Here is a 17,863-nt window from a genome sequence, read left to right on the forward strand (position 1 = left end):
GGAGCGTTCATGTTCACGGTTTATCATTCCAATCAGCTGGATTTATTGAAGACGCTGACCAGCGCGCTGATAGCCAGAGATCCGTTGGCCGATCCTTTTCAACAGGAAGTGGTGCTGGTGCAGAGCCCCGGGATGGCGCAATGGCTGCAGATGCAGCTGGCGGAACAGTTCGGCATCGCCGCCAATGTCGCGTTTCCGCTGCCGGCGACCTTTATTTGGGACATGTTCACCCGGGTGCTGCCGGATATCCCGAAAGAGAGCGCCTTCAGCAAGGACGCCATGACCTGGAAGCTGATGTGGTTGCTGCCAGAGATGCTGACCCAACCGGCGTTTGCGCCGCTACAGCACTATCTGACCGATGACGGCGACAAGCGCAAAATTCATCAGCTGGCCGGCCGGGTCGCCGACCTGTTCGACCAATATTTGGTTTATCGCCCGCAGTGGCTGGAGAGTTGGCAGCGCGGTGAGCGCATCGACGGTCTGGCGGAGGCTCAGCAATGGCAGGCGCCGCTCTGGGCGCGGCTGGTAGAGTACACACGCGAACTGGGGCAGCCGGAATGGCACCGCGCCAATCTGTACAGCCGCTTTATCCACGCGCTGGAGCAGGCAAAAACGTGCCCACCCGGTTTGCCGCCGCGGGTGTTTATCTGCGGCATCTCGGCGTTGCCGCCGGTCTATTTGGAGGCGCTGCAGGCGCTGGGGCGGCATATCGATATCCACCTGATGTTCACCAACCCCTGTCGTTATTACTGGGGCGACATTCAGGATTACGCTTTCCTGGCCCGCTTGCAGAGCCGTAAACGCCGTCACTACCACCAGGCTCGTGAGCAGGGGCTGTTCCGCGAGCCGGATGACGCGGCGCGCCTGTTTGACGCCGAAGGCCAGCAGCAGCTCAGCAACCCGCTGTTGGCCTCCTGGGGCAAGCTGGGGCGCGATCATCTCTATCTGCTGTCGCAGATGGAAGGGGCGCAAGAGGTCGACGCCTTTGTCGATATCCCGGCGGATACCATGCTGCACGCCGTTCAGCGCGACATGCTGGAGTTGGAAGATCATGCGGTGATCGGTATTACCGCGGAAACGCTGGAAAGCAGCGTCAGCAAACGCCCGCTTGATGAGAATGACCGCTCCCTCAGCCTGCACACCTGCCACAGCCCACAGCGGGAAGTGGAGGTGCTGCACGATCAACTGCTGACCATGCTGGCGCAGGATCCGTCGTTGACACCGCGCGACATCATCGTGATGGTAGCGGATATCGACAGCTACACGCCTTATATTCAGGCAGTGTTCGGCAACGCGCCCGCCGAGCGCTACCTGCCGTTCGCCATTTCTGACCGTAAAGCGCGGCAGGCGCATCCGGCGCTGCAGGCGTTCATTTCACTGCTCGATTTGCCGCAAAGCCGCTTTACCTCGGAACAGGTGCTGGCGCTGCTGGAGGTGCCTGCCCTGGCTACCCGTTTCGCCATCGGCGAAGAGGGGCTGCGCCTGCTGCGTCACTGGGTTGGTGAATCCGGCGTTCGCTGGGGCCTGGACGACGATAACGTGCGCGAACTGGATCTGCCCGCCACTGGCCAGCATACCTGGCGCTTCGGCATTACGCGCATGCTGCTCGGCTACGCGATGGACAGCAATGCCGGCGATTGGCAGGGCATTTTACCTTACGACGAATCGAGCGGGTTGGCCGCCGAGTTGGCGGGGCAGTTGGCAGACCTGCTGGCGCAGCTCAGCCACTGGCGGCAAGTCTTGAGCGAAGCGCGCCCGCTCGAGGCGTGGCTGCCGTTGTGCCGGCAACTGCTGGATGCCTTCTTCGCCGCGGACAGTGACACTGAAGTCGTGCTGGCGCTGATCGAACAGCAGTGGCAGCAGGCCATCAATTTTGGCCTGGCGGCGCGCTATCCCGACGAGGTGCCGTTGACCATTCTGCGTGACGATCTGGCGGCGCGCCTCGATCAGGAACGCATCAGTCAGCGCTTCCTCGCCGGGCAAATCAACTTCTGTACGCTGATGCCGATGCGTTCCATTCCGTTCAAGGTGGTGTGCCTGCTGGGCATGAACGACGGCGTGTATCCGCGCACGCTGCCGCCGCTGGGGTTCGATCTGATGGCGCAGCAGGTCAAACGTGGCGACCGTAGCCGGCGGGATGACGACCGCTATCTGTTCCTGGAAGCGATTTTGTCCGCTCAGCAGCGGCTGTATATCAGCTTCATCGGCCGTTCCATTCAGGACAACAGCCCGCGCTATCCTTCGGTGCTGGTCACCGAGCTGCTGGAGTACCTGGAGCAAAGCTATTGTCTGCCGGGAGACGAGGAACTTAGTGCAGACGACAGCGCCCGCCGAGTGGGCGAGCACTTGCTGAAGTGGCATGCGCGCATGCCGTTCGCCGCCGAGAATTTCTTGCCGGGCTCGGAGGCGCAAAGCTATGCCGCCGAGTGGCTGCCCGCCGCCGATGGTCGCGGTGCGGCGCATCCGGCGTTCAACCAGCCGCTGCCCGCCGAAGCGCTGCAGCAAATAGCGTTGGATGAGCTGCTGCGGTTTTATCGCCATCCGATTCGTGCCTTCTTCCAGCTGCGCTTGGGCGTCAGTTTTATCCTGGAAGAGACCGAGTTGCCGGACGAAGAACCCTTCACGCTGGATAACCTCAGCCGTTACCAGTTCAACAGTCAACTGCTGAATACGCTTATCGACGGCGACGATCCCGAGCGGCTATTCCAGCGGGTGCGCGCCGCCGGTGGGTTGCCCTATGGCGCCTTCGGCGAAATTTATTGGCAAAAGCAGCAGGAAGAAATGAGCGAACTGGCCGAGCAGGTGCGTGCGGAACGGGCGCAGAGCCATAGCCTGGAGCTGGATATCGATATCGCCGGCGTGCGCCTCAGTGGCTGGCTGCACCAGGTGCAGGATGACGGCCTGTTGCGCTGGCGGCCCGCTACGCTGTCGGCGGTGGACGGCATATTGTTGTGGCTGGAGCACCTGGTGTATTGCTGTGCCGGCGGCACCGGCGAGAGCCGCATGTATGGCCGCAAGAACTCCGCCTGGCGCTTTGCCGCGCTGGCGCCAGAAGAGGCGCAGGCGCAGTTGGCGGAACTGCTGGCGGGCTATCAACGCGGTCTGTGTGAGCCGCTGCTGTTGCTGAACAAGAGCGGCTGGGCGTGGCTGAGCCAGTGCTATCTGCCGGAAACGCAGCAAATCGACTGGGAGGAAGACGCGCAAATTAAGGCCCGCGCCAAATTGCTGCAGGCTTGGCAGGGCGATCAGCGCATTCCCGGAGAAGGGGAAGATCCCTACGTGCAGCGAGTATTCCGCCAATTGGATAATGAATACTTGGCGCAAATTCTGGCCGAAACAGAGCGTTATCTGCTGCCGGTGGCGCGGCATAACCTGGGGTAACAATCCCTCGGTGGTGCTGTGCAGCGGGAGGTGGTAAAAATAACGAAGGTTATATTCAACCATTGGGGTAATTCCCGGTCTGACATAACGTACAGGCATATACCCGCCGTGTTTCGGACCGCCACATTGGCGAAGAACCCGGCGAGTACCGATTTGGTTATGTGGTTTTGATGCACGTCGCCAACGTCAGGGAGTGGGCGTAGCGACGTCAGAATAGGGGTTTATTTTGGATATGCGCAGACAGTTGGCCCGTATCGCCGGGCTGGTATTATTGGCTATGTGTTGGGCACCGTTGAGTTGGGCCGCGCAAGGATGGCAACCGCTGGCGGAGAAGATCAACAAGAGCGAACACGATCCGCGTCAGTACGAGGCGATCAAGTTGGCTAACGGCATGACGGTGTTGCTGGTGTCCGATGCCCAGGCGCCGAAATCGCTGGCGGCGCTGGCATTGCCGGTCGGGTCGCTCGAAGATCCGAACAGCCAACTGGGCTTGGCGCACTATCTGGAACATATGGTGCTGATGGGCTCCAAACGCTATCCAGAGCCGGAAAACCTGTCCGAATTCCTGAAAAAGCACGGCGGCAGCCATAACGCCAGCACGGCCTCTTATCGCACCGCCTTCTATCTGGAAGTGGAGAATGACGCGCTGGAGCCGGCGGTCGATCGCATGGCCGACGCCATTGCCGAGCCGCTGCTGGATCCGGGCAATGCCGATCGTGAGCGCAACGCGGTGAACGCCGAATTGACGATGGCGCGCTCGCGCGACGGCATGCGCATGGCGCAGGTCGGCGCGGAAACCCTTAACCCGGCGCACCCGAGCGCGCGCTTCTCCGGCGGCAATCTCGATACGCTGAAAGACAAGCCGGACAGCAAGTTGCATGATGAACTGACCGGCTTCTATAAACGCTACTACTCCGCCAACCTGATGATGGGCGTTTTGTACGGTAATCAGCCGCTGCCGCAGTTGGCGGATATTGCGGCGAAAACCTTTGGCCGCGTGCCGAATCACGACGCCAGCGTGCCGCCGATCACCGTGCCGGCCGTGACGCCGGAACAGCAGGGTATCATCATTCACTATGTGCCGGCGCAGCCGCGCAAGCAGCTGAAGGTCGAGTTCCGCATCGATAACAACAGCGCCGCGTTTCGCAGCAAAACCGATACCTACATCAGCTACCTGATCGGCAACCGCAGCAAAAACACCCTGTCTGACTGGTTGCAGAAGCAGGGGCTGGCGGACGCCATCAATGCCGGCGCGGATCCGATGGTCGATCGCAACGGCGGCGTCTTCGCCATCAGCGTTTCACTGACCGACAAAGGTCTGGCCAAACGCGACGAGGTCGTCGCCGCCATTTTCAACTACCTGAAAATGCTGCGCAGCGAAGGCATCAAGCAGAGTTATTTCGACGAAATCTCGCACGTTCTGAATCTGGACTTCCGTTATCCGTCGATCACGCGCGACATGGACTACATCGAATGGCTGGTGGACACCATGCTGCGTGTGCCGGTTGAGCATGCGCTGGACGCACCCTACCTGGCCGATCGTTATGATCCCAAGGCGATCGCTGAACGTCTGGATGCCATGACGCCGCAAAATGCGCGCATCTGGTTCGTCAGCCCCGATGAGCCGCACAACAAGACGGCCTATTTCGTCAACGCGCCTTACCAGGTCGACAAAATCACGCCACAGCGCTTTACGCAGTGGCAGCAGCTGGGCAGCGGCATTTCTCTGTCGTTGCCGGCGCTCAACCCGTACATTCCGGATGATTTCACCCTGACCAAACCGTCGCACGAGTTCAAAAAGCCGGAAATGGTGGTGGATAAACCCGGCCTGCGCGTGCTGTATATGCCGAGCCGTTATTTCGCCGACGAGCCGAAGGCCGACGTCACCGTCGCTTTCCGCAACGCCAAGACCATGGATTCCGCGCGCAACCAGGTGCTGTTCTCGCTGACGGATTATCTGGCCGGCCTCGCGCTGGATCAACTGAGCTATCAGGCGTCGGTCGGCGGGTTGAGTTTCTCGACGTCGCCGAACAACGGCCTGATGTTTAACGCCAACGGCTTTACCCAGCGTTTGCCGCAGTTGTTGACGGCGCTGATCGAGGGCTATTCCAGCTTCACGCCGACGGAAGATCAGCTGGCGCAGGCCAAATCCTGGTACCTGGAGCAGTTGGACGCCGCCGAGAAGGGCAAAGCGTTTGAGCTGGCCATTCAGCCGGTGCAGATGGTTTCCCGCGTGCCGTATTCCGAACGCAGTGAGCGCCGCGAAGTGCTGAAGACGCTGACGCTGAAAGACGTGCTGGCCTATCGCGACAGCCTGCTGGCCGAGGCCACGCCGGAGCTGTTGGTGGTGGGCAACATGAGCAAGCAGCAGGTCGACACGTTGGCGTCGACGTTGAAACATCGTCTGGGCTGTACCGGCATCGAATGGTGGCACGGCGAAGACGTGGTGGTGGACAAGAATCAGCTAGCCAACCTGCAACAGGTGGGCAGCAGCACCGACTCGGCGCTGGCGGCGGTCTATGTGCCGACCGGCTACGACGAAGTGACCGGCATGGCCTACAGCTCGCTGCTGGGGCAGATCATTCAGCCGTGGTTCTACAGCCAGCTGCGCACTCAGGAGCAATTGGGGTATGCGGTCTTCGCCTTCCCGATGTCGGTGGGCCGCCAGTGGGGCGTGGGCTTCCTGCTGCAGAGCAACAGCAAGCAGCCGGCCTACCTGTACCAGCGCTATCAGGATTTCTACCCGAAAACCGAGAAGCGCTTGCGCGACATGAGCGAGGCCGATTTTGAGCAGTACAAACAGGCGCTCATTAATGAGCTGAAGCAGCGGCCGCAAACCCTCAGCGAAGAAGCCAGCCGGTTCGCCAACGATTTCGATCGCGGCAATTTCGCCTTCGATACCCGTCAGAAGCTGATTGCGCAGGTGCAACAGCTGACGCCGGCCAAGCTGGCGGATTATTTCCACCAGGCGGTGATCCAACCGCAGGGGCTGGCGGTGCTGTCGCAGGTGAGCGGCAGCGGGCAAGACAAGGCGGATTACGCGGCGCCTAAGGATTGGGTTACCTATCCGAACGCGTCTGCATTGCAGCAGATCCTGCCGCGCAAAGTGGCGACGCCATGACGGAAGTTGCCCCGCAAAGGCTGGAGCCGCTGACGTTACCGTTGTTCGGCGAACGCCTGATCGAGGCGTCAGCGGGCACCGGCAAAACCTTTACCATCGGCGCGCTGTACCTGCGTTTGCTGCTGGGGTTGGGCGGTGAAGCAGCGTTTCCCCGGCCGCTGACGGTCGAAGAAATCCTGGTGGTGACCTTTACCGAGGCCGCCACCGAGGAGCTGCGCGGGCGCATCCGCGACAATATCCACGGGCTGCGCATCGCCTGCGTGCGCGGTATCAGCGCCAACCCGCTGTTTTCGGCGCTGATGGAAGAAATTGACGATTTGACCGACGCCGCCTCGCAGCTGCTGGCGGCGGAGCGGCAGATGGACGAAGCGGCGATTTACACCATCCACGGCTTTTGCCAACGAATGTTGACGCACAACGCCTTTGAGTCCGGCATGCTGTTTGAACAAACGCTGGTGCAGGATGAACTGCCGCTGCGGCGGCAGGCCTGCGCCGATTTCTGGCGTCGCCACTGCTATCCGTTGCCACTGGGCGTGGCGCGTGCGGTCAGCCAGGAGTGGAGCGGCCCGGAAGCGTTGCTGGCCGACCTTTCCGGTTATCTGCACGGTGAAGCGCCGGCGCTGCGTCGGCCGCCGAAGGACGAAGAAACCGTCCTGATGCGCCACGAGCAGATCGTCGCGCGCATCGACGCCATCAAGGCGCAATGGCGGGCGGCGGCGGGCGATCTGGAGGCGTTAATCGCCCAGTCCGGTGTCGATAAGCGCAGCTACAGCAGCAAACACCTGCCGAACTGGCTGAACAAGGTCGGCGAATGGAGCGGGCAGGAGACTCAGGACTACCAGCTGCCGAAGGAACTGGATAAATTTCGCCAGTCGGTGCTGCTGGAGAAGACCAAGAAAGGCGAGCCGCCGCGGCATGCGCTGTTCACGGCGATCGACGAGCTGTTTGATGAACCCTTGACGCTGCGCGACCTGATCATGGCGCGCGCGCTCAGCGAGATCCGCACTTCCATTCAGCAAGAAAAGCGCCAGCGCGCCGAGCTGGGGTTTGACGACCTGCTCAGCCGGCTGGACGGCGCCTTGCAAAGCGGTGGTGGCGAACAGCTGGCACAGGCGATCCGCCAGCGTTACCCGGTGGCGATGATCGATGAATTCCAGGATACCGATCCGCAGCAATACCGCATTTTCCAAAGACTTTACGTCGGCCGGCCCGATTGCGGCCTGCTGCTGATCGGCGATCCCAAGCAGGCGATTTACGCCTTTCGCGGTGCCGACATCTTTACCTACATGCGGGCGCGCTCAGAGGTGAGCGCCCACTATACGCTGGAGACCAACTGGCGCTCGTCGCCGTCGATGGTCGCCAGCGTTAATCACCTGTTTTCTCAGGTAGAAAAGCCTTTCCTGTTCGGCCAAATCCCCTTTATCGAGGTCAGCGCGGCGGAAAAGAACCAAGGGCTGGCGTTTGACCTGCACGGCAAGCCGCAACCGGCGATGCAGTTCTGGCTGCAGCAGGGGGAAGGCGCCGGTGTAAGTGATTACCAACAGCTGATGGCGCGCCTGTGCGCCACGCAAATTCGCGACTGGCTCAGCGCCGGGCAGCAGGGGCAGGCGTGGCTGCAGGGCGGCAAGATGCCAAGGCCGGTACAAGCCTCCGATATCACGGTGCTGGTGCGCAGCCGCAATGAGGCGGCGTTGGTGCGCGATGCGCTGAGTGCGCTTTCTATTCCGTCGGTGTATCTGTCCAACCGCGATAGCGTGTTCGACACCCCGGAGGCCAAAGACCTGCTGTGGTTGTTGCAGGCGGTGTTGGCGCCGGAGCAAGAGCGCACGCTGCGCAGCGCCATGGCCACCGGGCTGATGGGGCTGGACGCGCCGACGTTGGACGGCCTGAGCCGCGATGAGCGCGCCTGGGACTCGCTGGTTAATGAATTCGACAGTTACCGCACGCTCTGGCTGCGCCGCGGCGTGTTGCCGATGCTGAGCGAGGTGATGAAAGCGCGCCAGCTGGCGGAGAACCTGCTGGCCAGCGCCGGCGGCGAGCGTCGCTTGACCGACGTGCTGCATCTGGGGGAGCTGTTGCAAGAGGCGGCGGCGCAGCTCGACAGCGAGCATGCGCTGGTGCGCTGGCTGGCGCAGCAGATCGCCCAGCCTAATCGTCAGTCCGATAATCAGCAGCTGCGGCTGGAGAGCGACCGGCATCTGGTGCAGGTGATCACGATTCACAAGTCTAAGGGGTTGGAGTTCGATCTGGTGTGGCTGCCGTTCGTCGGCAACTTCCGCCAGCAGCAACAGGCGCTGTATCACGATCGCCACAGTTTCCAGGCGTTGCTGGATCTCGACGCCAATGAAGAGAGCCAGGCCTGGGCGGAGGAGGAGCGATTAGCGGAAGACCTGCGTCTGCTGTATGTGGCGCTGACCCGCTCGGTGTACCACTGCAGCATCGGCATCGCACCGTTGTTCCAGGGCACGCGCAAGAAACAGGGCGATACCGATCTGCACCGCAGCGCATTGGGTTATCTGGTGCAGGGCGGGCAAGCCGGTGACGCCGTGTATCTGCAGGAGCGGCTGCAGCAATTAGCGGGCGGCGGTATCGCGCTGTCGCTGGTTGAACCGCCGGATGAAGAACCCTGGCACCCCCAGGCTTCGCTAACCGAGGCGTTGGAGGCGAAAAGCTTTACCCGGCGGATCCAGGATTTTTGGCGGGTGACCAGCTATACCGGTTTGCAACAGCACGGCGCGAGCCTGATGCAGGATCTGCTGCCGCGTCTGGATGTCGACGCGGCCGGTGAGCGCGGGGAAGAAAGTGAGCCAGCGCTTACACCGCATACCTTCCCGCGCGGCGCAACGCCCGGCACCTTCCTGCACAGCCTGTTTGAAACGCTGGACTTCACCCAGCCGCTCGACGAACAGTGGCTGCTGGAACAGCTACAGCAGCAAGGGTTCGCCGAACACTGGCAACCGATTCTGCTGGCGTGGATGCAGGTGCTGCTCAATACGTCGCTCGACGACAGCGGCGTGACGCTGGCGGCGCTGACGCCGCAGCATAAGCAGGCAGAGCTGCAGTTCTATTTACCGATTAATCGGCTGTTGCAGGCGAAGGAGCTCGATTCCCTGGTGAAGCGTTACGATCCGCTTTCCGCCCGCTGTCCGGCGCTGGATTTTCACCAGGTGCAGGGCATGCTGAAAGGCTTTATCGACCTGGTGTTCTGCTGGCAGGGCAAATACTACCTGCTGGACTACAAGTCCAACTGGCTAGGAGAGGACAGCAGCGCCTATACCCGGCCGGCGATGGAGCAGGCGATGGCGGAACATCGTTACGATCTGCAATACCAGCTGTACACGCTGGCGTTGCATCGTTATCTGCGCCATCGGTTGCCGGATTATGATTACCGACGCCATTTTGGCGGGGTGATTTATCTGTTCCTGCGCGGCGTGGATGCGGCGCACCCGGGCAATGGCATTTTCACCTGTCTCCCCGAGTTTGAGTTGGTGGAGGGGATGGATCGCTTGTTCAGTGGCGAGGCGGCGGAGGAAGGATCATGATCGCACTGCTGGAGCAGGCGGTGGCGCTTGGCGCGCTGCGCCCGCTAGACGTGCAGTTCGCCCGCGTGGTGGCGAACGAAGACGAGCCTGATATTTTGCTGGCCGCCGCCTGCCTGAGCGCAGAGGCGGGGGCCGGTCATGTCTGCCTGATGCTGGAGCAACTGCAGGCGGACACGCTGTTTGAAGGGCGCCAACCGGCGCTGGCGTTGGCGGTGTGGGAGGCGGTCGGGCGACCGGATAGCGCGCGTTGGCAGCAGCGTTTGGCGGCCAGTGCGGCGGTCGGGGATGGCAGCGGCGCAACGCCGCTGGTACTGCGCGGGCCGCGTTTATACCTGCAGCGCATGTGGCAAAACGAAGGTGAAGTGGCGGCGTTTATCGGCGGCGAAGGTGAATCGCTGGCGGTGCCGGAGGAGGCGTTGCGCGCCATTCTCGACCGCTTGTTCGGCACGGCGAGTGACGAACCCGACTGGCAGAAGATCGCCGCCGCGGTGGCGGCTACGCGGCGTATCGCGGTGATTTCCGGCGGGCCGGGCACCGGTAAAACCACCACCGTCGCCAAGCTGCTGGCGGCGCTGGTGCAGCTGGATGAAAGCGCGCGCTTGCGAATTCAGCTGGCGGCGCCGACCGGCAAGGCGGCGGCGCGCCTGACGGAGTCGCTTGGCAGCGCCAGCCGTCAGTTGGCGTTGACCCCGGCGCAGCAGGCGTTGTTCCCGACGGAGGCGGCGACGTTGCACCGTCTGTTGGGGGCGCAACCGAACAGTCAGCGCATGCGCTATCACCGTGGCAACCGGCTGCATTTGGATGTGCTGGTGGTGGATGAGGCTTCGATGGTCGATCTGCCGATGATGGCGCGCCTGATTGCCGCGCTGCCCGATCGGGCGCGGGTGATTTTCCTTGGCGACCGCGATCAGCTGGCTTCGGTAGAGGCCGGCGCGGTGCTGGGGGATATTTGCCGTTTTGCCGAGCAGGGATACAGCGATGCGCGTGCCGCAGAGCTGAGCCGCCTGACCGGCTGTTCGATCGAAGGGCGGCAGGCCGACGCGGAAGCGGCGGTGCGCGATAGCCTGTGTCTGCTGCGCAAGAGCTATCGCTTCGATGCACGTTCCGGCATCGGCCAACTGGCGTTGGCGGTCAACGCCGGCGCGGGGGATCGCGCACTGGCGGCACTAAACGGCAGTTTCGGCGATGTCGCGGGCTATGCGCTGGCGACGAGCGAAGAGTATCAGGCGCTGTTGGATGCCTGCGTGGCGGGCTACCGCGACTATCTGCGGCTGACGGCCGAAGGGGCGGACGCGGCGACGGTGCTGGCGGCTTTTGGCCGTTTCCAGGTGCTGTGTGCGCTGCGTGAAGGGCCGTTCGGCGTCGCCGGCCTGAACGAGCGCATTGAGCTCGGGCTGCAGCGTGCGGGCCTGATCGACCGCAAACCGGGCGTGCTTGGCCGCTGGTACCGGGGGCGGCCGGTGATGATCGGCCGCAACGACAGCGCACTGGGGCTGTTCAATGGGGATATCGGCATTACATTGCCGGATGAGCACGGCGATCTGCGCGTGCATTTCCAACTGCCCGACGGCAGCATCAAGTCGGTACAGCCAAGCCGTTTGCCGGCGCATGAAACCGCTTATGCCATGACGGTGCACAAATCACAGGGATCGGAGTTTGACCATACGGTTCTGGTGTTGCCGAACCATTTCCTGCCAGTGCTGACGCGTGAGCTGGTCTATACCGCGATCACTCGTGCGCGTAAGCAGCTCTCACTGTACGCTACGGAGACGGTACTGCTGCGGGCTATTCGCACGCCGACCCAGCGCCGCAGCGGATTGGCTGAACGGTTGCAGGCAACGGAATAAGCGATGAACGGGCGCGGCAACGGCCGCGCCCACTGTGATTACAGATCCGCCAGCAGAATTTTGGAGCGGCGCTGGTAGTTGTACAACGCCTGTTTCTGCATCGGCAGCACGTCGACCTCCGCCGGGGTAAAGCCACGTTCCTGGAACCAGTGGATGCTACGGGTGGTCAGCACGAACAGCTTCTTCAGCCCCATCTGCCGCGCCTGATTTTCCACCCGCTGCAGCAGCATCTCGCCGCGCGAAGAACTGCGGTAATCGGGATGTACCGCGACACAGGCCATCTCACCGATTTTTTCCTCCAGGAACGGGTACAGTGCCGCACAGGCGATGGTCAGGTTGTCGCGTTCGATAATGGTGAACTTGTCGATCTCCATCTCCAGCTGTTCACGTGAACGGCGCACCAGAATACCCTGTTGTTCGAGCGGTCGGATCAGTTCCAGGATGCCGCCGATGTCGTTGATCGTCGCCCGGCGCACCTGCTCGGCGCTTTCCATCACGATTTGGGTGCCGATGCCGTCGCGCGAGAACAGCTCTTGCACCAGCGCGCCATCCTCCTGATAGCTGATCAAGTGGCTGCGGCGCACGCCGCTGCGGCAGCCTTTCACCGCGCCGCGCAGGAAGCGCACGGTGCCGGAATGGTAATCGCCGCCTTCCTCCAGTTCTTCAAGGCGCTTTTGCGCGTCGTTGGGGAACAGTTCGGAAAGGATATTGCCTTCTGCATCGGTCACGCCCTGTGAGGAGCAGAAACCGATCATTTTTTCCGCTTTCAGTTTGATCGCCAACTGGGTGGCCACTTCTTCCGAAGTCAGGTTGAAACTCTCGCCGGTGACTGAGACCGCGACCGGACCGATCAGCACGATGGCGTTGCTGTCGAGTTGGCGATGGATCGCTTCTTCATCGATGCGGCGAATGCGGCCGCTGTGGCAATAGTCGATGCCGTCATCAATACCCAGCGGCTGAGCGATGATGAAATTGCCGCTGACCACGTTAATGTGCGCGCCCTGCAGCGGCGTGTTGTTGAGGCTCATCGACAGGCGGGCGGTGATGTCCAGCTGCAACAAACCGGCGGCCTGCTTGACCAGTTCGAGCGTATGGGCGTCGGTTACGCGCGTGTGCTTGTGGTAGATCGGCTCAGAGTTATGCTGCGCCAGGTTGGCGTCGATCTGCGGCCGTGCGCCGTAAACCACTACCAGGCGGATGCCCAGACTATGCAACAGCCCGATATCGTTGACGATGTTGGAGAAATTCTCGTGTTCGATGGCTTCCCCGCCGAGCATGATGACAAACGTCTTGCCACGGTGGGCATTGATATAAGGGACTGAGTGACGGAATCCTTGCACCAGCTCTGTACTACGTTCCTTCACGGGCAAACCTCTTGTGAATATTTATACGATATTTTTGTATTTTTATTCTTTTATGGCGCTAATGGCAAGTGGGAAATCGTCATGAAGAGCGAGCTAAGGGCGCTAAATCGTTAATAAATTGAAAAACCATAAAAAGATTTTCTGATGACAGGGCTGGCATGATTGGTTAAAGTTTTTCGGCACCCCCATTTTATTGGTGTTTTTTTAATCTGTTGTAAACAGCTATTACTGCCGGAGCCGCATGCCAAACGCTAATCACAATCTGGGCCGCCGTCGTTTATTACAGGGCGTTGCCGCCAGCTGGTTGCTGAGTGTGAGTCGCACGGGCTTCGCCGCGTCGTCGCACGTGATTGCCGTGCGCGTCTGGCCATCCTCCACTTATACCCGCGTCACGCTGGAATCCAACGTCGAGCTGAAATACAAGCAGTTTGCCCTGACCAATCCCGATCGCGTGGTGGTGGATATCGAAGGCGTCCACCTCAACAGCGTGCTGAAAGGTATTGCCGGGCAGGTGCGCGCCGACGATCCGTATCTCAAGCAGGCGCGCGTCGGCCAGTTTGATCAGAATACCGTGCGGCTGGTGCTTGAGCTCAAGCAGAGCGTCAGCCCGCATATTTTCACGCTGGCGCCGGTACCGGAGTATCGCAACCGTCTGGTGATGGATCTCTACCCGACCAAGGGCGGCAGCGGCGGTGAGGAGTATGATCCGCTACTGGCGTTACTGGAAGATTACAACAAGGGCGATCTGGAGCGCACGCTGCCGCCGGAAGCGCCGCAGGCCGGCAAGGCGGGGCGCGATCGGCCGATCGTCATCATGCTGGATCCTGGCCACGGCGGCGAAGATCCCGGCGCTATTGGCAAGTACAAGACGCGCGAGAAAGATATCGTGCTGCAGATTGCCCGCAAGCTAAGCGCCATGATCAAGCGCGAGCCGAACATGAAAGTGTTCATGACGCGCAACGAAGATGTGTTTATCCCGCTCAAGGTGCGTGTCGCCAAGGCGCGCAAGCAGCGCGCCGATCTGTTCGTTTCGATTCACGCTGACGCCTTTACCAGCCGCGCCGCGCGCGGTTCATCGGTGTTCGCGTTGTCCACCAAGGGCGCCACCAGCTCGGCGGCCAAGTTCCTGGCGCAGACGCAGAACGCGTCGGACCAAATCGGCGGCGTCAGCAAGAGCGGCGACCGCTATCTCGACCATACCATGTTCGATCTGATCCAGACCGCGACCATCAACGACAGCCTGAAGTTCGGCAAGGAAGTGTTGAATCGGATGGGGAAAATCAACCGGTTGCACAAGAATCGCGTCGATCAGGCCGGTTTTGCGGTGTTGAAGGCGCCGGATATCCCGTCGATCCTGGTAGAGACGGCATTTATCAGCAACATCGAAGAGGAGCGCAAGCTGCGCACCAGCCATTTCCAGCAGCAGGTGGCGGAGTCGATTCTGGCGGGGATCAAGGCTTATTTCGCCAACGGCGGCGCGCTGGCGAGCCGATAAAAGCAGGGCCGGGCGCGAGTCCGGCTATTTTTGCGGATTGCAGATACAAAAAAACACCCGGAAGGGTGCTTATCTGTTGTCATCAAGAGTTGGTTGCGGAGGCCGGATTTGAACCGACGACCTTCGGGTTATGAGCCCGACGAGCTACCAGGCTGCTCCACCCCGCGTCCGTCTTGATGCTGTATTACTACGAAACCACCGTTCATGTTATGCCGCTGGTACGACATTCGGTTGGTTGCGGGGGCCGGATTTGAACCGACGACCTTCGGGTTATGAGCCCGACGAGCTACCAGGCTGCTCCACCCCGCGTCCGTATAATACTTTGTTATCGAAGCCAAACGCAAATACCGCCAATGCGGCATCGGTTGGTTGCGGGGGCCGGATTTGAACCGACGACCTTCGGGTTATGAGCCCGACGAGCTACCAGGCTGCTCCACCCCGCGTCCGATGGATGCGCACTATACTCTCCGTGCGTTTTGTTGCAAACCCTTTTTGCATTTTATTGGCCTAAACCCGTTTTTCTGCTGGATTTGCCCGCAATTTGCCTTCTTTTTCATCACCATCCTCCGTGCGGCTTTTTTTATTTGCAGCGATTCCTTTATCAATGAGCGTTTGTTATCGTTCAGCCGGTAGATCATATCAGTTTGAGAGTGTGCGCGATGAAAGGACGTTGGGGCAAATACCTGCTGGGCGGGTTGTTGGTGGCGGTGTTGGCGGGCTGTTCGTCCAAGCCGACCGATCGGGGTCAGCAATATAAAGACGGCCGTCTGGATCAATCGCTGGAGCTGGTCAATCAGCCCAACGCCAAAGGTTCGCCGGTCAACGCCAAGGATTATTCGGATCAGCTGATGGAGATCAAGTACGCGTCGCCTTCGCTGTTTAACCGCAACAACAGCACCTATCAGGCGGTGCAAAGCTGGATGGCGTCCGGCGCCGACACGCGCATGCTGAGCCAGTACGGCCTCAGCGCTTACCAGATGGAAGGTGTCGACAATTACGGCAACGTGCAGTTTACCGGCTACTATACGCCGGTGGTGCAGGCGCGCTATACCCAACAGGGCGAGTTCCGCTATCCGCTGTACCGCATGCCGCCGAAGGGCAGAGGCCGCTTGCCGGATCGCGCGGGCATCTATTCCGGCGCGCTTGACGATCGCTATATCATCGCTTACACCAACTCGCTGATGGACAACTTCATGATGGAAGTCCAGGGCAGTGGCTATGTCGACTACGGCAACGGCCAGCCGCTGGTGTTCTTCGGCTACGGCGGCAAGAACGGCCACGCCTATCGCAGCATCGGCAAGGTGCTGATCGATCGCGGTGAAGTGGCCAAGGCGGACATGTCGATGCAGGCGATCCGTCAGTGGGCGGATACCCACAGCGCCGCAGAGGTGCGTGAGCTGCTGGAGCAGAACCCGTCGTTCGTGTTCTTCCGTCCGGAAGCTTTTGCGCCGGTGAAGGGCGCCAGTGCGGTGCCGCTGATCGCCAAAGCCTCGGTGGCCTCCGACCGTTCGCTGATCCCGGCGGGCACTACGCTGCTGGCCGAAGTGCCGCTGCTGGACAACAAGGGTAAATTCACGGGAAAATACGAGATGCGTCTGATGGTCGCACTCGACGTGGGCGGGGCCATCAAGGGCCAGCATTTTGACATGTATCAGGGCATCGGGCCGGATGCCGGCCACTCGGCGGGATACTACAACCACTATGGCCGCGTCTGGGTGCTGAAGAACAACGGTGGCGGTCAGTTGTTCAGCGCCAATCAGTCAAACGGCGGCGGTTCGTTGCTGGCCACTCGGTAAACGCATACGACGTGAAAAGATTGACCCGCAAGGGCCGGATTTTCCGGCCCTTATCATTTGCATTACGAAGGTAATTAAAGCGTTATGAGCACAGCTTATTCGGAAGCCTATCTGCAGCGTTTCGGCGGCACGGCGCGATTGTACGGCCAGCAGGCGCTGGCGGTGTTCGCGCAGGCGCACGTCTGCGTGATCGGTATCGGCGGCGTGGGTTCCTGGGCGGCTGAGGCGCTGGCGCGCACCGGCATCGGCGCCATCACCCTGATCGACATGGATGATGTCTGCGTTACCAATACCAACCGCCAGATCCACGCGTTGCGCCAGCATGTCGGGCAATCGAAAACCGAGGTGATGGCGGAGCGTATCCTGGCGATCAACCCGGAATGCCGGGTGACCTGCATCGACGATTTCATCACCCCGGACAACGTCGCCGAGCTGCTGGACCATAACTTCAGCTACGTCATCGACGCGATCGACAGCGTGCGGCCGAAGGCGGCGTTGCTGTCATACTGCCGCCGCTTCAAGATCCCGGTGGTGACCACCGGCGGCGCCGGCGGTCAGGTCGATCCGACCAAAATCGAAGTGGCCGATCTGGCCAAAACCATCCAGGATCCGCTGGCCGCCAAGCTGCGCGAGCGGTTGAAGCACGATTTCAACGTGGTGAAAAACGGTAAGGGTAAGCTGGGCATCGACTGCGTCTTCTCCAGCGAACCGCTGGTTTACCCGCAGCCGGACGGTTCGGTGTGCGCTTCGCGCAGCACGGCGGAAGGGCCAAAAAGAATGGATTGCAGCGCGGGGTTCGGTGCGGCGACCATGGTTACCGCCACCTTCGGTTTCGTCGCCGTATCGCACGCGCTGAAAAAGATGGTGGCGAAGGCGGCGCGTCAGGCGTAACGGGCGGCGATCGCCTTGACGGCGGAGCCCAAGGCCGCCAGGCCGCTGGCGCGGGTGGCGCTCAGCTGCGCGCGCAATGCCAGACGGTCGAACAGCGCCAGCGGATCCAATGCGGCGATCTGCTGCGGCGTTTTTCCTTCCACTTCGGTCAGCAGCACCGCCAGCAGGCCGCGCACGATGCGGCCCTCGCTGTCGCCATAGAAGTGCAGCGTGCCGTCTTCCAGCAATTGGTGCCCTAACCAGACACGGTTTTCACACCCGCTCAACGCCATTTCTTCACTGCGCAAGGCCTCCGGCAGCGGCGGTAGCCGTTTTGCGAGCATGATCAGCTGGCGGTAGCGGTCTTCCCACTGTTTCAGCGCGCTGAAGGTGGCAATCAAGGCTTCGGCGGTGATCTCTCGGCCAAAAGGATGGGGGGCGAGCATA

The 17,863-nt window shown here is 61.1% G+C and carries 9 protein-coding genes and 3 tRNA genes; 7 read left to right on the plus strand and 5 right to left on the minus strand.

Going from position 1 to position 17,863, the window contains the following annotated elements:
- Positions 1 to 9: 9 nt before the first annotated feature.
- The 4 genes from recC to recD all read left to right on the plus strand — a co-directional run bounded on the left by recC (position 10) and on the right by recD (position 11,891).
- Entirely contained in the window at positions 10 to 3,381 is a 3,372-nt protein-coding gene (gene recC, locus WA302_RS18395) for an exodeoxyribonuclease V subunit gamma (protein WP_261456829.1), read from the plus strand.
- Between the two features lie 232 nt (positions 3,382 to 3,613).
- Positions 3,614 to 6,502: a pitrilysin gene (ptrA, locus tag WA302_RS18400; RefSeq protein ID WP_049206156.1), complete on the plus strand. Its 2,889-nt coding sequence runs from the start codon at positions 3,614 to 3,616 to the stop codon at positions 6,500 to 6,502.
- Positions 6,499 to 10,044: an exodeoxyribonuclease V subunit beta gene (gene recB / locus WA302_RS18405; protein ID WP_261456830.1), complete on the plus strand. Its 3,546-nt coding sequence runs from the start codon at positions 6,499 to 6,501 to the stop codon at positions 10,042 to 10,044. Before ptrA ends, recB begins: the two co-directional genes overlap by 4 nt.
- The gene (gene recD, locus WA302_RS18410; protein WP_043139870.1) at positions 10,041 to 11,891 is read left to right on the plus strand and encodes an exodeoxyribonuclease V subunit alpha; all 1,851 of its coding nucleotides are present in this window, start codon (positions 10,041 to 10,043) and stop codon (positions 11,889 to 11,891) included. Before recB ends, recD begins: the two co-directional genes overlap by 4 nt.
- Positions 11,892 to 11,929: 38 nt before the next feature.
- Here recD and argA read toward each other — a convergent pair whose 3' ends face one another.
- Positions 11,930 to 13,255, minus strand: a complete 1,326-nt coding sequence (gene argA, locus WA302_RS18415; RefSeq protein WP_025304056.1) for an amino-acid N-acetyltransferase — start codon at positions 13,253 to 13,255, stop codon at positions 11,930 to 11,932.
- 241 nt (positions 13,256 to 13,496) lie between these two features.
- On the opposite strand from argA, the gene amiC reads away from it, so the two are divergent.
- Positions 13,497 to 14,750 (plus strand): N-acetylmuramoyl-L-alanine amidase AmiC, encoded by a 1,254-nt coding sequence (gene amiC / locus WA302_RS18420; RefSeq protein WP_004931882.1) that lies wholly within the window; start codon positions 13,497 to 13,499, stop codon positions 14,748 to 14,750.
- A 90-nt stretch (positions 14,751 to 14,840) separates the two neighbouring features.
- On the opposite strand, the gene WA302_RS18425 is transcribed toward amiC, so the two are convergent.
- The 3 genes from WA302_RS18425 to WA302_RS18435 all read right to left on the minus strand — a co-directional run bounded on the left by WA302_RS18425 (position 14,841) and on the right by WA302_RS18435 (position 15,193).
- Positions 14,841 to 14,917: transfer RNA gene (locus WA302_RS18425), tRNA-Met, on the minus strand.
- Positions 14,918 to 14,982: 65 nt separating this feature from the next.
- Positions 14,983 to 15,059: transfer RNA gene (locus WA302_RS18430), tRNA-Met, on the minus strand.
- A gap of 57 nt (positions 15,060 to 15,116) precedes the next feature.
- Positions 15,117 to 15,193 (minus strand) — tRNA-Met (locus WA302_RS18435).
- 216 nt (positions 15,194 to 15,409) lie between these two features.
- On the opposite strand from WA302_RS18435, the gene mltA reads away from it, so the two are divergent.
- Both mltA and tcdA read left to right on the plus strand, forming a co-directional pair.
- Positions 15,410 to 16,546 (plus strand): murein transglycosylase A, encoded by a 1,137-nt coding sequence (gene mltA, locus WA302_RS18440; RefSeq protein WP_025304054.1) that lies wholly within the window; start codon positions 15,410 to 15,412, stop codon positions 16,544 to 16,546.
- An 84-nt stretch (positions 16,547 to 16,630) separates the two neighbouring features.
- Complete coding sequence (tcdA, locus tag WA302_RS18445; protein ID WP_025304053.1) at positions 16,631 to 17,437, plus strand: tRNA cyclic N6-threonylcarbamoyladenosine(37) synthase TcdA; 807 nt, start codon at positions 16,631 to 16,633, stop codon at positions 17,435 to 17,437.
- On the opposite strand, the gene csdE is transcribed toward tcdA, so the two are convergent.
- Positions 17,428 to 17,862: a cysteine desulfurase sulfur acceptor subunit CsdE gene (gene csdE, locus WA302_RS18450; protein ID WP_049206161.1), complete on the minus strand. Its 435-nt coding sequence runs from the start codon at positions 17,860 to 17,862 to the stop codon at positions 17,428 to 17,430. The genes tcdA and csdE overlap by 10 nt on opposite strands.
- Position 17,863: the final 1 nt, after the last annotated feature.

This window comes from Serratia sp. 201, assembly GCF_037027545.1.
GTDB classification, from domain to species: Bacteria; Pseudomonadota; Gammaproteobacteria; order Enterobacterales; family Enterobacteriaceae; genus Serratia; species Serratia bockelmannii.